The organism is Corynebacterium massiliense DSM 45435, assembly GCF_028609805.1.
Classification (GTDB): domain Bacteria; phylum Actinomycetota; class Actinomycetes; order Mycobacteriales; family Mycobacteriaceae; genus Corynebacterium; species Corynebacterium massiliense.
The window spans coordinates 1,367,210-1,383,005 of sequence record NZ_CP063189.1 but is presented as its reverse complement, the minus strand read 5'-3'; the positions used below and the strand labels follow the sequence as shown (position 1 = coordinate 1,383,005).

Here is a 15,796-nt window from a genome sequence, read left to right as displayed (position 1 = left end):
CCTACACCACGAGGGTGAGCTCGGAATCGTCCCCGCTAGTCGTGTCCGAGTTGACCTGCTCCTCGATTTCGAACCCGGCGGCCCGCGCGAGCTCGGCGACGTCGTGGGCGTTGCGTGCGGCGTCCGCTCCGGGCGCCAGGGCGAGCTCGCGGGCGAGCAGACCCTTGTAGTGCTTGTTGAAGTGGCTGACCACCTTCCGGGTGCCGTCCGGGCGCACGGATTCCACGCGGACGGTCACGGCGCCGGGGACTGTGCCCAAGTTCCGGTAGGCACCCGAGCGGAGATCGACGATGAGCTCGCCCGCTTCTTGCAGCGACTGCAGCGCCTGGGTGATGGAGCGTCCCCAGCGCTTTTTCATCGTCGGTGCCGCAGGCGCAGCCGCCGATTGCGCGCTGGCGTGTACAGGCAACTTCGTGTTCCCGGACAGCCGGTAATGCGGGATGGGGTCCTGGGCGCCAACGATGCCGAACAGGGCAGAGCCGATGGCGAGGCGGCAGCGCGCGGAGTCGGGAAGATGGGCGGGCGAGAGCGCATCGTAAAGCACGCCTGAGTAACGCTCGATGGCCGGGGTAGTGGGGGAGGAGAACAGCTGTGTGTTGGCGTGCGCCTCCGCCCGGTTCTTCTCGGACAGACCGAGGGCGTCCACGGCGGCATCGACAGGAAAAGCCTGCAGGTCAGCGGCAATACTCTTGCGGATTGGGGTCAGCTCCGGGAAGCTCAACTCCGCGAAATTGAGGGGACTTCCATCGCCGCCGTGGGTTTTCGTCTCAGAAGGTGGGAGCACGATGAACATAAAACGATGGTAGCCGGGTATATTTTCACCCATGATTACTCGCCTGTCTCAGCTCTTTTTGCGTACCCTCCGTGAGGACCCCGCCGACGCGGAAGTGCCTAGCCACAAGCTCCTGGTGCGCGCCGGCTACATCCGCCGCGCCGCCCCCGGTGTCTACAGCTGGATGCCGCTGGGGCTGCGCACTCTGCGCAAGATCGAAGACGTCGTGCGCGAGGAGATGAACGGCATCGGTGCGCAGGAACTGCTCTTCCCGGCACTTCTCCCGCGCGAGCCTTACGAGACGACGAACCGCTGGACCGAGTACGGCGACAATCTGTTCCGGTTGAAGGACCGCAAGGGGACCGACATGCTCCTCGGGCCGACGCACGAGGAGATGTTCGCCTCCGCGGTCAAGGACATGTACTCGTCGTACAAGGATTTCCCGGTCACCCTGTACCAGATTCAGACCAAGTATCGCGACGAGGAACGCCCGCGCGCGGGCATCCTGCGCGGGCGCGAGTTCGTGATGAAGGATTCCTACTCCTTCGACATGGACGACGCCGGCTTGGACGAGTCCTACGACCGTCACCGCGCCGCCTACCAGCGAATCTTCGACCGCCTGGGCATCGAGTACGCCATCTGCAAGGCCACCTCGGGCGCGATGGGCGGATCCGCGTCGGAGGAATTCCTCGCGGTCTCCGAGATCGGTGAGGACACCTTCGTCCGCTCGACGGACGGCGACTACGCCGCCAACGTTGAGGCGGTTGTGACCCCGCGGCCGGAAGAGCGCGATCCGGAATCGTTGCCGGCCGCCGAAGAGCGCGAGACCCCGGGTGTCACCACGATTGATTCCCTCGCCGCGTGGGCGAGCAAGGAGGGCGTGACTGTCGATGAGCACGCGGCGGGTGCGGCAGACATCCTGCGCACCGTGGTTATCCGCGTTGCTCAGCCGGGCGAAGAACCGGAGCTGGCCGTCGTGGTGCTCCCCGGCGACCGGGAGCTGGACGACAAGCGGCTTGAGGCCTCCCTGGAGCCTGCCACCTTCGAGCTGGCCGGCGACAAGGACTTTGCCACCAACGACTTCTTGCACAAGGGGTTTGTTGGCCCGCGTGCGTTCAACGAGCGCGAGCTCAAGGTCTTTGCCGATCCCCGCGTGGTGCAGGGAAGCTCCTGGATCATCGGCGCCGATACCCCGGACAGGCACGTGGTGGGCGCGGTTGCGGGCCGCGACTTCACAGTGGACGAGTACGTGGAAGCCGCAGAGGTCCGAGAAGGCGACCCGGCGCCCGACGGGCACGGCACGCTCACCTTGGAGCGTGGCATCGAGTTGGGGCACATTTTCCAGCTGGGCCGAAAGTACACCGAGGCCTTCGACGTGCAGATCCTCGATGAAAACGGCAAGCGCGCCGTGCCGACCATGGGCTCTTACGGCATCGGCATTTCCCGCATGATGGCCGTTCTCGCCGAGCAGAACCACGACGACAAGGGCCTGAACTGGCCCATCGATGTCGCGCCGTACCAGGTACACGTCGCCGTGGCGAACAAGGACGCGGCCGCGCTGGAGGCAGGCGACGCGCTTGTCGATGAGCTCAGCGCCGCCGGCATCGAGGTGCTTTTCGATGACCGCAAGAAGGTCTCCCCGGGCGTCAAGTTCAAGGACGCGGAGCTTTTGGGCATGCCGTTCTGCGCCATTTTGGGCCGTGCGTTCGCCGACGGGATGGTGGAGCTGCGCATCCGCGGCGGCGAGACCCTCAATGTGCCCAAGGACGAGATCGTGGACAAGCTCGTTGAGCTGGTCCGGGGCCAGTAGGCAGAAGGAGACGTAAAGACGTGAAGAAGTTCCTCAAGAAGTACGGCCTCGCTGCAGCACTGACCGGCATGGGCGTCATTCACTTCGCGGCCGACGAGACCGTGGAAAAGATTGTGCCGCCGCAGCTGCCGGGCAGCGCGCGGTTCTACAACTACGCCTCCGGCGTGTGGGAGATCGCCACCGGTGCGCTGTTAGCAAAAGAAAAAACCCGCCGGACTGGCGGGTTGAGCGCAATGCTTCTGTTCCTAGCTGTGTGGCCAGCGAACTTTTACCACGCATACTTGGAGCGCAACGAGAAGGGTGGGAAACGCGTCTACCACGTGCTGCGCCAGCCGGCGCAGGTGCTCCTTATTGAGTATGCGCGGCGCATCTGGAAAGGCCGCGCGTAAGCGCCTATTAGCGCTTAAGCTACCGGGCCGCCGCAGTTCGGCCATGCACCGGCGCCCTGGTTAGCCAGAACGTTCTCGGCGACGTCGATCTGCTGCTCGCGGGATGCCTGGTCGGCGGTCGGAGCGTACTGGGTGCCGCCGTTAGCGGCCCAGGTCTGCTCATCGAACTGCAGGCCGCCGTAGTAGCCGTTGCCGGTGTTGATGGACCAGTCGCCGCCGGACTCGCATGCGGCGACCGCGTCCCAGCCGGAGGCGTCGGCTGCACCAGCCGTCGGGGCGGCAATCAGCGGGGCGGCGACGAGACCAGCGGCTGCGGCGGCACCGGACACGAACTTGGCTGCGGAAAGCTTCATAGGGCTAAAAGTCACTCCTCAGATACGTTGGATTCATTCGTGTTTGAAGTTGTGACGAGCCAACTTACGTGGCTGTACCCTCACGCCGTCAAGCTCACGCGGTTAACAATTTCCTGTTCACGTGCACAGAAACCGTTCAGGCTACCGGCGCTTCCGCTGGATAACGGTTAAATAACGGGTCCTGCTGCCGGGGGTTTATTGCAGGGGGAGCTACGAGGTAAATCCGGCGACAATCGAGATGATGAGCTGGAGGGCCGCGACCGTAAGGCCGGCGAACGGCACCCACCGTTCCTTCCGCGGTGCCCGGTGGGTGACGATGACGTAAATCGCGAGCACGATGCCGGCTAGAAAGCAGATGAAGCTCAGCCAGTTGATGCCCATAGACGCAAGGGGGAAGGCGAGAACGGGCAGGGCGAAAGAGGCGCGGGTGAGGAGGGTGTTTTTATCGATGGAGCTCATGGTGATGGGAGCTTAACCGATAGTGCCGTCGGCCACACGCCCGCGCGCGGCCTGGTGGGCGAGCCAGGCGACCCAGTTTTCATCCCCGGCCTGTGCCGCCGCAGTCGCCGCGGCCGTCCACTGCGTGTCGTCTTGCTCTTGGACGTCCGCGACGAAGCTCTTCGCCGATGCCGCATCGCTGGGAAGAGTCCCGTCGCCGTCGGGGGAGTAGCTCGGCGCGGGGAGAGTAGCGCCGGGCGCATCTGCGCCAGCCCCGGAATCGGGTTTAGTGCCCAGTGCCTGACGGAGCGCTTCGGCCCGCTGGCTGTAGAGCCCGTTGAGGGTATCCAGCGCATCGGTATCGTTTCCGGTGACGAAAGCGCGTGCCTCATCGAGTCCGTAGACCGCCGAGTCCTGCCAGTGCAGTAATTCGGTCAAGGAGTCAGCGAAGTGCTTGTCCATGTGATCTTTGTCCGCGCCTGGTGCCGGCAGTTGTGGCGCGCTATTGCCCGCGTTGGTCGATGCGAGGCCAGCGAAGGCTTTGTCGTCCTCGGCGTAAGCGCGCCCGAGTAGATCGATGGCCTGCTCGACCAGTAATGCGCGTGATTCTTCCGGTGCCTTCACCGCCTGTGTGAGCTGATTGTCGGCCGCGGCGAGCAGAACTTCCTTCGAATCCGCGGATCCAGTGTGCTGCGAAGCCTCATCGTCCTCGCGGGTGACCGCGCAGCTATCGGGAACAGCCCCGTCGCTGTCGGTCCCGCACAGCCGGCCAATCTCCCGGGTGATCTGCTCCGATTGCTTCGCGCGCAACGCGCTGAGATCCGGGTCGTCGCCGGCGAGGTACGCGGCTTCCTCGTCGGCTCTGGCGACCAATTCCTGCAGTGTGTCGTTGGGCCGCGGGCCGAAGTGGGCGACGGCATCGTCAAGCGCCTGGCACCCAGAAATCAGGGGGAGCGCGGCGAGGGCTGCGGTCACGGTGATGGGGATTCGGCGGTTCACTCCGAAGACTGTACCGCGTCGGGTTACGCTAGCGGGTATGCCTTTCCCAGAACCGGACACCTTAAAAGAGATTGTGGAGCCCGCAGCCCGGCAACGAGGGCTGGACGTGGAGGACATCAAAACCACGCAAGCTGGCAAAAAATCCCAGGTTGTGATCCGTGTGGACGGGGATACCCACCCCTCCTCGGATGTTCTGGAGGAGCTGTCCCGGGAGATCTCCGGAATCTTCGATGCCGCGGAGGCAGACGGAAAGCTGAACTTCGGCGCCGGCTACACCCTGGAAGTCTCCACTCCGGGCGTGGACTTGCCGCTGACCGCGCCGCGGCACTGGCGCCGCAACCGGGGCCGTCTGGTCAGCATCGAGCATGGCGATGTGCCCGGCAAGAGCGAAAAGTGGCGCATCGGCGCCCTGGATGACGCGGACCACCCGCAGACAGTAGCACTGTTCCGCTCGCAGAAGAAGCAGCTGGAAACCCGCATTGAGCGATTGGAAAACATCTCCCGTGCGGTGGTAGAAATTGAATTTGCTCAAACGGCGGCAGCCGAAAAAGAGGCTGCCGATCTACCTTTTGCCCAGGCGGAAGAAAAAGCCGCAGCCAATCGAGAGGACTAAAAGTGAATATTGACGTCAAGGCGCTAGAGACCATCCAGGCCGAGCGCGGCGTGGCCGTTAGCGACCTGCTCGGATCCATCGCCAAGGCTCTGCTGCACGCCTACCGCGAGTACCGCGACACCAACGCGGGCGAGAACACGCGAGCGCGCGTCGATATTGACAGCGAAACTGGCGATGTGGCCGTGGTCGTCTCCGAGCTTGATCCGGAGACCGGCGAGGTGGTTAGCGAATTCGACGACACTCCGAACAACTTCTCGCGCGTGGGCGCGCCCGCCGTCCGCGAGGCGATCATTCACCGCCTGCGGGATGCGGAAGCTGACCGTGTCTTTTCCTCCTACTCGCACCTGCAGGGCCGGGTCGTGTCCGGCGTCGTGCAGCGTGACGTGTCGGCGAACCGCCGCGGCATCGTCGTGGTGCAGTTGGGCACGGAGCTCGACGCGCAGGACGGCATCATCTTGCCGGCCGAGCAGATCCCCGGAGAGAAGCTGGAGCACGGCGACCGCGTAAAGGCTTACGTCGTCGGTGTCTCCCGAAACGGCGCGCGCGTGCAGGTGAACCTGTCGCGGACGCACCCGGAGCTCGTCCGCGGGCTGTTCGAGCTGGAAATCCCCGAGGTCGCCGACGACACCGTCGAGATCATCGCTATCGCCCGCGAGGCCGGCCACCGCTCCAAAGTGTCCGTGACCGCTCGCGCTAAGGGGCTCAATGCGAAGGGTGCGTGCATCGGTCCGCGCGGCCAGCGCGTGAACAACATCATGCGGGAGCTCGGCGGAGAGAAGATCGACATCATCGACTTCCACGACGACCCCGAGGTGTATGTGGGCAACGCCCTCGCGCCGTCAAAGGTTGTGCGCGTGGAAACCGTCGATAGTGACGCGCAGATCGCCCGGGTGACCGTGCCGGATTACCAGCTGTCCCTGGCCATCGGTAAGGAAGGTCAAAACGCTCGCCTGGCAGCGCGCCTAACGGGCTGGAAGATTGACATCCACTCCGACGTCGAGGCCCCGACCTCCTAAGCCGCGCGCTACGCGCTTACTGCCCCGCGAACGGTGGCAGTAAGTTCAAATTTAGGTGTCTTTCGCGTAAACTATTTTCCGGCCCGCGTGCTCCCACGTGCGAGGGCGAGAACAGGATGTGCACGTAAGACGAGGAAGGAGGGCGTGAATGACAAAAATGTCAGAGCCCTCCGCAGCCCCTCGAGTGCGCACCTGCATCGCTTCTCGGGCGCGGCACCCCGACACGGAGCTGCTCCGCATCGTCGCTCGCCGCGACGAAGACGGTCGCGTTGTCGTGGTCGCCGATCCGCACCGCCGGCTTCCCGGGAGGGGAGCGTGGCTGTCGCCGGATCTGGGGGCGCTAGAGCTGGCGGAGTCCAAGCGCGCGTTCAACCGCGCACTCCGCGTGCCTGGCAGCGTGGACACCGAACCCGTCCGCCGGTACCTCACCTTGCAGAACGCTCAGCAGCCTGCTGATCCTGGGGGAGAGCCGGTGAACGACCAATCGACTGTAAGGAAGACCGAACACTGATGGGCGATCAACGATGAAGCAGCATCAGCGATGAAAGTCATATCCGCAACCTAGAGGTCGAGGCCTGGGAACGCTTCCCGGGGCTTGGTCTCTAGCCAACTTATGAGGAGTCAAGTGCCCGGAAAGCTACGTGTGCACGAGCTAGCGAAACAGCTCGGAGTTACCAGCAAGGAACTACTTGGAACCCTGAAAGAGCAGGGTGAGTTCGTCAAGACGGCGTCCTCCACCATCGAACCGCCGGTGGTGAAGAAGATGCGCGCCGTCTACGAGGAGAAGAACGGCGGCGCCGACGCCAACGCCGATGCAGCTGCATCCGGCAAGTCGAAGCCAGCCGCCGGCAAGAAGGACGCCAAGGCCGCCGCCCCCAAGCCGGGTGCAGCCAAGCCTGGCGCCGCGAAGTCCGGAGCAGCCAAGCCTGGCGCCCCGAAGCCTGGCGCGAAGAAGCCTGCCGCTCCGAAGCCGGGAGCTTCCAAGCCAGGCGCCCCGAAGCCGGGTGCAGAAAAGTCCGCTGCGCCGAAGCCGGGGGCTGCCAAGCCGGGCGCTCCTAAGCCGGATGCCGCAAAGCCGGGGGCGCCGAAGCCAGGTGCGCCGAAGCCGGGCGCTGCCAAGCCGGGTGCTGGCAAGCCGGGTGCAGGCGATGGCAAGGGCGGCCAGCGCCCGACCCCGGGCAACGCGATGCCGCGCCCGATGCCGAAGCCGGGCGGCACTCGCCGCGTAGCCAACAACCCGTTCTCCACCGGTGGTGGGGACCGGCCGGCGCCGCGTCCGGGCGGTACCCGCGGCAACCGCGGCCAGGGCAAGCCTGGTCCGAAGCCGGGCGCCAAGCCGGGTGCTAAGCCGGGCGCAGCTAAGCCGGGTCAGGGGAAGGACAAGGCGGCACCGAAGACCAGCGGTGGCCGTCGTCCGTCGCCGGCTATGATGCCGTCGCACCCGAACCCGGCCTCGATGCCGGCGAAGTCCGCCAACGAGGGCCGCGGACGCGGCCGTGGCCGTGGCGGCCACGGCGGCGGCCCACGTCGTGGTGGCCCGCCGGGTGGTTTCCGGGGTCGCGGCGGCCGTCGCGGCGGTACCGCCGGCGCATTCGGTCGGCCGGGCGGCCCGCCGCGCAAGTCGAAGAAGTCGAAGCGGCAGAAGCGGCACGAGTACGAGGCAATGAAGGCGCCGAACGTCGTTGGTGGCGTTCGGCTGCCGGACGGCGGCGGCAAAACTGTCCGCCTCCGTCGTGGTGCCTCCCTGTCCGACTTCGCCGAGAAGATCGGTGCGGATCCGGCAGCGCTGGTCCAGGCTCTGTTCAACCTGGGCGAGATGGTGACGGCCACCGCAACGGTCTCGGAGGAGACGCTGCAGCTCCTCGGTGCGGAGATTAACTACACCGTGGAAGTCGTCTCCCCAGAAGACGAGGACCGCGAGCTGCTCGAGCACTTCGATCTGCAGTTCGGCGAAGACGAAGGCACCGAGGAAGACCTCGCCCAGCGCCCGCCGGTCGTCACCGTCATGGGTCACGTCGACCACGGCAAGACCCGCCTTTTGGACACGATCCGCAACACCGACGATCGTGGCAAGGAGGCCGGTGGCATTACCCAGGGCATCGGCGCTTACCAGGTCGATGTCGAGGTCGAGGGTGGCCAGCGCGCCATCACCTTCCTCGATACCCCGGGCCACGAGGCGTTCACCGCCATGCGTGCCCGCGGTGCGAAGTCGACGGACTTGGCCATCCTCGTGGTGGCCGCAGACGACGGCGTTATGCCGCAGACCATTGAGGCGATTAACCACGCCAAGGCTGCGGACATTCCGATCGTCGTGGCGGTCAACAAGATCGATAAGCCGGACGCACAGCCGGACAAGATCCGTGGCCAGCTGACCGAGTACGGCCTCGTGCCGGAGGAGTACGGCGGCGACACCATGTTCGTCGATATCTCCGCCAAGCAGGGGACCAACCTCGACGACCTGCTGGAGGCTGTCATCCTGACGGCCGACGCGGCCCTCGAGCTGACCGCTAACCCGGACATGGACGCCCAGGGTGCCGCCATCGAGGCGCACCTCGACCGCGGCCGCGGTCCGGTGGCCACCGTCATCGTCCAGCGCGGTACGCTCCACGTCGGCGATTCCATCGTCGTCGGTGCGGCCCACGGCCGCGTGCGCCGCATGGTCAACGAGTACGGCGAGGATGTCCAGGATGCTGGCCCGTCCCGTCCGGTCCAGGTGCAGGGTCTCAACAGCGTCCCGGGCGCCGGCGACAACCTGCTCGTGGTGGAAGACGATCGCGTCGCCCGCCAGATTGCGGAGCAGCGTGACGCGCGCAAGCGTGCTGCCCTGCAAGCTAAGGCGAAGAAGCGCGTCTCCCTGGAGGATCTGGACAAGGTGCTGAAGGAGACTTCCACTCTCAACCTCATCCTCAAGGGCGACAACGCTGGCTCCGTCGAGGCGCTGGAAGATGCCCTGTTGGACATCAAGATCGACGACGAGGTCGAGCTCAACATCATCGACCGTGGCGTCGGTGCGGTCACGCAGACCAACGTCTCGCTGGCTGCCGCGTCGGATGCCGTCATCATCGCGTTCAACGTGCGCGCTGAGGGCAAGGCAACTGAGATGGCCAACAACGAGGGCGTTGATGTCCGTTACTACACGGTCATCTACCGCGCCATCGAAGAGGTCGAGCAGGCGCTCAAGGGCATGCTCAAGCCGATCTACGAGGAGCGCGACACCGGCGCGGCCGAGATCCGTCAGCTCTTCAAGTCCTCGGCTGCCGGCATCATCGCCGGCTGTATGGTCACCGAGGGCGCCATCAGCCGCAACTCCAAGATCCGCCTGGTCCGAGACAACAAGGTCATCGCGGACAGCGCGTCCGTCGAGTCCCTGCGTCACGAAAAGGACGACGTCAACGAGATCAAGGCCGGTTACGAGTGCGGCATGGTGCTGTCCTACCCGGACATCCAGGTCGGCGACGTCATCCAGGCCTACGAAGAGGTCGAGGTGCCGCGCGACTAGTCGCCCGGTTTGCTTCGGCTAGCTCATCCCCGCCCTTATTTCTCCCGTCGCTTCGGCGGCGTGGGGAAGGGGCGGGGATGTGTCGTATCTAGCGGGGGTTCGCCCGCGCTGTGGGTACTGGACTAGACTTGCCACGATCTTGCATCCCGACAACGTAAGGAAAGAGGCGGTTGAAGCATGGCTGGTAACCCACGCGCGGGCCGGTTGGCCAAGCGGATCCAAGAGATCGTGGCTAACGCCCTGGAATACGAAGTTAAAGACCGCCGCCTAGAGCTCGTCACCATCACCGACACTCGCCTGACCGGCGATCTGCATGATGCGACCGTGTACTACACCGTGCGTGGGCGCACCATCGACGAGGAGCCGGACATCGACCAGGCTGCTGAGGCCCTCAAGCGGGCCAAGGGGCAGCTGCGCAAGACCGTGGGCGACAAGCTCTCCGTGCGTTTTACCCCGACGCTCACCTTCGAACACGACACCATGCCGGAATCCTCGTCCCACATGGAGGATCTGCTGGCCAAGGCCCGTGCCCGCGATGCGGAGCTGGCCAAGATGAAAGAAGGCGCGCAGCCGGCGGGAGAGGCCAACCCCTACAAGGAGTCCGGAGAGGGTGAAAAGTAGGAGTGCTCACCCAGGATTACGAGCGCGTTGCTGAGTGCCTGGGCCAAGCGCGCCGCGTGTGCGTGATCACGCACCTGCGCCCGGATGCGGACGCCATCGGTTCCGCGACCTCACTGGCCGCTGCCTTACGCCAGCTGGGCGCGCACGTGGACATGGTCATCGGCCAGCGCCGCGAGATCTCCGGGAACTTGCTATCCATCCCGCTCGCGGACGAGGTCCAGCTTGTCGGTGCCCTGCCAGCCGGCTACGACGTGTACGTCACCGTGGACTGCGGCTCCCTCGACCGCACCGGGACGCTCGCATCCGACCTGGGCGCGCTGGTGGACCGTGAGCGGGGAGACGATTCTCCGACGGTGGTGTGCATCGACCACCACTCGTCCAACGAGGGTTTCGGCCACGTCAATCTGGTAGACGTCGCGGCGGAATCCACCACGGTGGCGATCTACACCCTGCTTAAACAGTTGGAGGTACAGGTAGGCAGCGATATCGCTTACAGCCTCTACGCGGGCCTGGTCACCGACACGGGTAGTTTCCGGTGGGGCCGGCCGTCGATGCACGACTTGGCAGCCGAGCTCATGCGCCACGGGCTGGATACCAAGCAGATCGCGCTGGAGCTCATGGATTCCACGACCCCGGAGGATCTGAAGATGCTCGGCCGCGTGCTGGCGGACATCCGCCTTTTGACCATGGGGGAGTACACCGTGGCGGTATTGCTGGGGCGCTACGACCACATTTACGGCCACCCGGATAGTGCGGTGGAAAACCTGGTGGATCACGTGCGAGCCATCAAGGGCACCGACATTGCCGCGGTGTTCAAGGAGGAAGCGCCGCGCCGGTGGTCGGTGTCGCTGCGCTCTTCGGTCATCGACTGCTCCGCCGTGGCCATGCGCCTGGGCGGCGGCGGCCACGTACCCGCCGCTGGTTACAGCACCGACGGCACCGACGAGGAGATCATCGCGCAACTTCGCGCTGTATTGGAGGACTAAGTGCCACAGACCAGTGACGTCAGCGCCCGCTCAATTTTCCGGCTCGCGTTCCCGGCACTGGGCGTGCTGTCCGCGACCCCGCTGTACCTCCTGCTCGATACCGCGGTTGTGGGCCAGCTGGGCGCCGCACAGCAGGCGGCACTGGGTGCCGCCGCGTCCATCCAGTCCGTGGTCACCACCCAGTTGACGTTCCTGTCCTACGGCACGACGGCACGGGCAGCACGCCACTACGGCGCGGGCCGCCGGGACGCCGCGGTGGCAGAAGGCGTGCAGGCAACCTGGGTCGCCGTGGGTGTGGGGGCGGTGCTCGCCGCGCTTATCTGGCTATTCGGCGGGCCTATCGCTCGCGCGCTGTCGGGTGACGCGGCCACCGGCGATCTGGCTGCCTCGTGGCTGCATATCTCCGCCCTGGCCATCCCGATGACGCTCATCGTCATGGCGGGCAACGGCTGGATGCGCGGGCTGCAAGACACGACGCGCCCGTTCTACTTCACCCTTGCCGGAATGATCCCCGGCGCCATCTGCGTGCCCATCTTCGTTCACCTATGGGGCCTGCGGGGCTCGGCCATCGCGAACGTGGTGGGCATGACCATCGTCGCGCTGTGCTTCCTTATGAAGTTGCGTCGCGAACACACGGGTAGCTGGGCGGTGAAACCCCGGGTCATCGTCAAGCAGCTCGTGCTCGGCCGGGATCTCATCCTGCGCTCGTTGAGCTTCCAGGTCGCCTTCCTGTCTGCGCTGGCCGTGGCTGCGCGCTTTGGCACCCTGGCGCTGGCTGCCCACCAGATCCTGCTGCAGCTGTGGAACTTCCTCACCCTCATTCTTGACTCGCTCGCCATCGCCGCGCAGTCGCTCATCGGCGCCGCGCTGGGTGCCGGTTCGAAGAAGCACGCGCGGGTGGCAGGGCAGAAGATCATGGTGTACTCCACCGTCTTTTCCGTCGTCCTCGCCGCGGTACTCGGTTTGGGCAGCGGACTCATCCCGCGCCTGTTCACCCCGGACAGCGGAGTGCTCGAGGTAATTTCCGGCCCGTGGTGGCTCATGGTCGCCATGGTCGTGCTCGGCAGCGTGCTCTTCGCTTTCGATGGCGTCCTCCTGGGCGCGGGCGATGCGGCGTACCTGCGCACCATCACCATCGGTTCCGTCCTCTTCGGCTTTTTGCCGGGAGTGTGGATCGCCTACGCCGTCGACGGCGGCCTGTTTGGCGTGTGGTGCGGCCTCTTCGCCTTCATCGCGTTGCGTACTATCGCGGTCGTGGTCCGATTCCGCTCCATGAAGTGGGCGAAAACCGAGGCCGAGTAAACCGATTCCGACTCGGGTCAGGCAATTGAGGGCGTAGGTAGAAGGCGTGGAAGACAACCAGCGGGCAACCCTGTGGGCCGTTTCAGACTTGCACGTTAGCGCGCCGGCGAACCGCCCGCGGCTCGCAGACATCGTGCCCGCCCACCCCGGGGACTGGCTGATCGTCGCCGGCGACGTGGCCGAGCGCACCGAGGTCGTCATCGACACGCTTCGTCAGTTACGCGAGCGATTCGCCGAGGTCATCTGGGTGCCGGGAAATCACGAATTGTTTTCCACCGCGCACGAGACCCATCACGGCCGGGCGAAATATCAGCACCTCGTGGCGCACTGCCGCGCCATCGGCGTGCATACTCCGGAAGACGAATTTCCCGTCTTCGACGGTGTGACCGTCGCGCCGCTGTTCACGCTCTACGACTACAGCTTCCGCCCACCCGGACTGACGGTGCGCGAGGCACTCGACCGCGCCGCGGCCAACGGGATTGTCATGACCGATGAGATTGCGATTGCGCCCTACGCGGACATTCCCGCGTGGTGCTGGGATCGCCTGACGTATTCGGTCCGGCGCCTTTCCCGAGTGATGGGGCCTACCATCCTGGTCAACCACTGGCCGCTGGTGCAGGAGCCGACCCATTTCATGCAGTGGGCCGACGTGGCCTTGTGGACCGGCACGCGGCACACCCGGTCCTGGCCGCAGCGTTTTCACGCCATCGCCGCGGTCTACGGTCACCTGCACATGCCGGGGACCATCAATGTCGAGGGCGTGCCGCACATCGAGGTATCGCTCGGTTACCCGCGGCAGTGGCAGGCCCGACGCGGCGACGGCGGCCAGCCCGGCGCCCATGCCGCAGCGGCGCAACCGTGGCCGTACCCGGTGCTCCGGGAAGGCGAGTGCAACCGTGACTGGGGGAGGGGAGAACATGCGTGACGATGCCCTCTTTCCAGCCCGGTCCCAGGCCCGTTTGTGCTACGTGCGCACGGCTGTGTATGGAGCAGAACCGGACCTATTCAACTACCACAACCTGCACCCGTTGGAGAAAAGCCTGGCTAGCCAGGCGGTTAACGCCCGCAAAGCCGAGCTTGGCGATGCCCGCTGGTGTGCCCACCAAGCGCTGGGGGAGGTAGGTGCACCGGCCGGCGAGCCGATCTTGCGCGGCGAGCGCGGCATGCCGCTGTGGCCGGAAGGTTTCACTGGCTCGATGACGCATACGGAGGGCCTGCGCGCGGCGGTGGCCGCGCCGCTGACCACGGTGCGTTCTCTGGGGCTGGACGCTGAGCCGAACGAGGAGCTTCCCGCGGAAGTGTTGCCGATGATTGCGCGTTCCGGCGAACTCCTTCAGCTCGCGGAGCTGCGCCCGCAGGTGTCCGCGCCGGACCGCCTGCTTTTCTGCGCCAAGGAGGCGACGTACAAAGCGTGGTTCCCGCTTACGCATCGCTGGCTGGGTTTCGAGGACGCGGAGATAAGCCTGCGTTCCGATGGCACGCTCATCGCGTACCTGCTCGTGCGCCCTACCCCCGTCCCGTTTATCGCTGGGCGCTGGGTCGAGCGCGACGGCTATTTCATCGTCGCAATGACGGTTCCGCGTTAAGGGTGGTGGGCTGTTTGTACTGCGGATCAGCGTTCTTGGTGGCCGCGAACGAAGAGCTGAGCAAGGAAAAGAACCCCGCCGAGCAGTATCACACCGGGGACCCATAGGTTTAGGCCGTCAGGTCCGGAAAACGCAGAAGTAACACCCCCGACGACAACCAAAATTCCGCCGACAAAGGCGAGGATCCCATTCTTTCCTTCCTTAGCCAAAGCAACGATGGATGTGGCAAGGGATACAGCAAAAGTTAACCAGATGAGAACTGGCCCCAGATTATCTGGAATCCGGTCCCAAACGGCGGTAACAGCGGTCAGAACAATGAGAATTACACTCACTACACTGCCAAGTTTCGCGAGATTCATCTAATTGACCTCCACAAACAAACGTGTTTAAAAATTAATCTTGTTGTCGCTATTGCAATGTGCTCGGGCGCGCGACAAACACGGTGTGAAGGCGGTGTTTCGACTCCTTCACCAACGCGACGGCGCGCCCGTCGTCTGCGACCGCGGCGTGTACACCTTTCAGCCCGCAGGGTTCCAGCCACTTTCCCATGGCCAGCATGTCGGCCTCCTCGTTGCGGATACGTACAACGGGGTAGCAGCGGGCAAGCGCCTCGTCCAGACTGAGCGAGAGATCTGGGCCGTGCGCGGAATCCTGGGCGTTGGCGAGATCATCAAGCTGCTGGGCATCGGCAAGCGTGAACGGACCGACGGCTGTGCGCCGCAGCGCGGTGAGGTGGCCGCCGACTCCCAGGGCCTCGCCCAGATCGCGTGCGAGAGCGCGGATGTAGGTGCCGGAGGAACAATCCACCTCGACGTTGAGGTCCACGAAACCGTCGGCGCGGTGGCTGCCACCGCGCCGACGGTCGACGACGTCGAAACGGGAGACCGTGACCGGGCGCGCAGGGATATCGATGTCCTCGCCAGCGCGGACGCGTTCGTGGGCGCGCTTGCCATTGATCTTGATGGCAGATACCGCGGTGGGGCGCTGCATGATGTCCCCGGTGAGATCAGCTACGGCGCGGTCGATGGAGGCATCGTCAAGCGCGGTGATGACCTCGGGATCGGCGGTGAAGGTCACCTCGCCTTCGCGGTCGTCGGTTGTGGTGGCGGCCCCCAGGCGAATGGTCGCCTTATAGGACTTCGTGCTGGCGGTTATGTGCGCCAGAAACTTGGTGCCGCGCTCGATACCGGCGACCAGGACGCCCGTGGCCATTGGGTCGAGAGTGCCCGCGTGCCCCACCTTGCGGGTGCCGTAGATGCGCCGCAGCTTCGCCACCACGTCGTGGGAAGTCATGCCCGCAGGCTTGTCCACGATGGCAAGGCCGGAGTCGGCGAGGGGATCGCGGGGAGAATCGCGGTGGGTGTCGCGGTGTCGATCGCTGTGGTGAGCACTCATGGACAGTCAGTTTAAGT

General features: G+C 65.1%; 17 protein-coding genes. 11 read left to right on the top strand and 6 right to left on the bottom strand.

What is annotated here, in order from left to right:
- Nucleotide 1: 1 nt before the first annotated feature.
- Nucleotides 2-793 carry a peroxide stress protein YaaA gene (yaaA, locus tag CMASS_RS06530; RefSeq protein ID WP_027018487.1) on the bottom strand — a complete coding sequence of 264 codons (792 nt, stop codon included), beginning with the start codon at nucleotides 791-793 and terminating at the stop codon, nucleotides 2-4.
- 31 nt (nucleotides 794-824) lie between these two features.
- On the opposite strand from yaaA, the gene CMASS_RS06525 reads away from it, so the two are divergent.
- Both CMASS_RS06525 and CMASS_RS06520 read left to right on the top strand, forming a co-directional pair.
- Entirely contained in the window at nucleotides 825-2,582 is a 1,758-nt protein-coding gene (locus tag CMASS_RS06525; protein WP_022862208.1) for a proline--tRNA ligase, read from the top strand.
- Between the two features lie 20 nt (nucleotides 2,583-2,602).
- Nucleotides 2,603-2,971: a DoxX family protein gene (locus CMASS_RS06520; protein WP_022862207.1), complete on the top strand. Its 369-nt coding sequence runs from the start codon at nucleotides 2,603-2,605 to the stop codon at nucleotides 2,969-2,971.
- A 14-nt stretch (nucleotides 2,972-2,985) separates the two neighbouring features.
- Here CMASS_RS06520 and CMASS_RS06515 read toward each other — a convergent pair whose 3' ends face one another.
- The 3 genes from CMASS_RS06515 to CMASS_RS06505 form a co-directional block, all read right to left on the bottom strand.
- A complete protein-coding gene (locus CMASS_RS06515; RefSeq protein ID WP_022862206.1) occupies nucleotides 2,986-3,324 on the bottom strand; it encodes a transglycosylase family protein in 339 nt (112 codons plus the stop codon).
- Nucleotides 3,325-3,534: 210 nt separating this feature from the next.
- Nucleotides 3,535-3,783 carry a hypothetical protein gene (locus tag CMASS_RS06510; RefSeq protein ID WP_022862205.1) on the bottom strand — a complete coding sequence of 83 codons (249 nt, stop codon included), beginning with the start codon at nucleotides 3,781-3,783 and terminating at the stop codon, nucleotides 3,535-3,537.
- A gap of 12 nt (nucleotides 3,784-3,795) precedes the next feature.
- A complete protein-coding gene (locus tag CMASS_RS06505) occupies nucleotides 3,796-4,761 on the bottom strand; it encodes a hypothetical protein (protein ID WP_022862204.1) in 966 nt (321 codons plus the stop codon).
- 37 nt (nucleotides 4,762-4,798) lie between these two features.
- On the opposite strand from CMASS_RS06505, the gene rimP reads away from it, so the two are divergent.
- The 9 genes from rimP to CMASS_RS06460 all read left to right on the top strand — a co-directional run bounded on the left by rimP (nucleotide 4,799) and on the right by CMASS_RS06460 (nucleotide 14,384).
- Nucleotides 4,799-5,374 (top strand): ribosome maturation factor RimP, encoded by a 576-nt coding sequence (gene rimP, locus CMASS_RS06500; RefSeq protein ID WP_022862203.1) that lies wholly within the window; start codon nucleotides 4,799-4,801, stop codon nucleotides 5,372-5,374.
- A 2-nt stretch (nucleotides 5,375-5,376) separates the two neighbouring features.
- Nucleotides 5,377-6,390, top strand: coding sequence for a transcription termination factor NusA (gene nusA / locus CMASS_RS06495; protein ID WP_022862202.1), 1,014 nt, complete (start codon nucleotides 5,377-5,379; stop codon nucleotides 6,388-6,390).
- A gap of 148 nt (nucleotides 6,391-6,538) precedes the next feature.
- Entirely contained in the window at nucleotides 6,539-6,901 is a 363-nt protein-coding gene (locus CMASS_RS06490; protein ID WP_022862201.1) for a YlxR family protein, read from the top strand.
- A gap of 114 nt (nucleotides 6,902-7,015) precedes the next feature.
- On the top strand, nucleotides 7,016-9,889 hold the full coding sequence (gene infB, locus CMASS_RS06485) for a translation initiation factor IF-2 (protein ID WP_022862200.1): 2,874 nt from the start codon (nucleotides 7,016-7,018) through the stop codon (nucleotides 9,887-9,889).
- Nucleotides 9,890-10,066: 177 nt separating this feature from the next.
- The gene (gene rbfA / locus CMASS_RS06480) at nucleotides 10,067-10,510 is read left to right on the top strand and encodes a 30S ribosome-binding factor RbfA (protein WP_022862199.1); all 444 of its coding nucleotides are present in this window, start codon (nucleotides 10,067-10,069) and stop codon (nucleotides 10,508-10,510) included.
- Between the two features lie 2 nt (nucleotides 10,511-10,512).
- Entirely contained in the window at nucleotides 10,513-11,496 is a 984-nt protein-coding gene (locus CMASS_RS06475; protein WP_022862198.1) for a DHH family phosphoesterase, read from the top strand.
- Nucleotides 11,497-12,798, top strand: a complete 1,302-nt coding sequence (locus tag CMASS_RS06470; RefSeq protein ID WP_022862197.1) for an MATE family efflux transporter — start codon at nucleotides 11,497-11,499, stop codon at nucleotides 12,796-12,798. It abuts the gene before it with no gap.
- A 46-nt stretch (nucleotides 12,799-12,844) separates the two neighbouring features.
- Nucleotides 12,845-13,723: a metallophosphoesterase family protein gene (locus CMASS_RS06465; protein ID WP_022862196.1), complete on the top strand. Its 879-nt coding sequence runs from the start codon at nucleotides 12,845-12,847 to the stop codon at nucleotides 13,721-13,723.
- Nucleotides 13,716-14,384, top strand: coding sequence for a 4'-phosphopantetheinyl transferase family protein (locus CMASS_RS06460; protein ID WP_022862195.1), 669 nt, complete (start codon nucleotides 13,716-13,718; stop codon nucleotides 14,382-14,384). The genes CMASS_RS06465 and CMASS_RS06460 overlap by 8 nt, the downstream gene beginning before the upstream one ends.
- Before the next feature lie 26 nt (nucleotides 14,385-14,410).
- Here CMASS_RS06460 and CMASS_RS06455 read toward each other — a convergent pair whose 3' ends face one another.
- Complete coding sequence (locus CMASS_RS06455; protein WP_156831747.1) at nucleotides 14,411-14,743, bottom strand: hypothetical protein; 333 nt, start codon at nucleotides 14,741-14,743, stop codon at nucleotides 14,411-14,413.
- 49 nt (nucleotides 14,744-14,792) lie between these two features.
- Nucleotides 14,793-15,779, bottom strand: a complete 987-nt coding sequence (truB, locus tag CMASS_RS06450; RefSeq protein ID WP_022862194.1) for a tRNA pseudouridine(55) synthase TruB — start codon at nucleotides 15,777-15,779, stop codon at nucleotides 14,793-14,795.
- Nucleotides 15,780-15,796 lie beyond the last annotated feature (17 nt).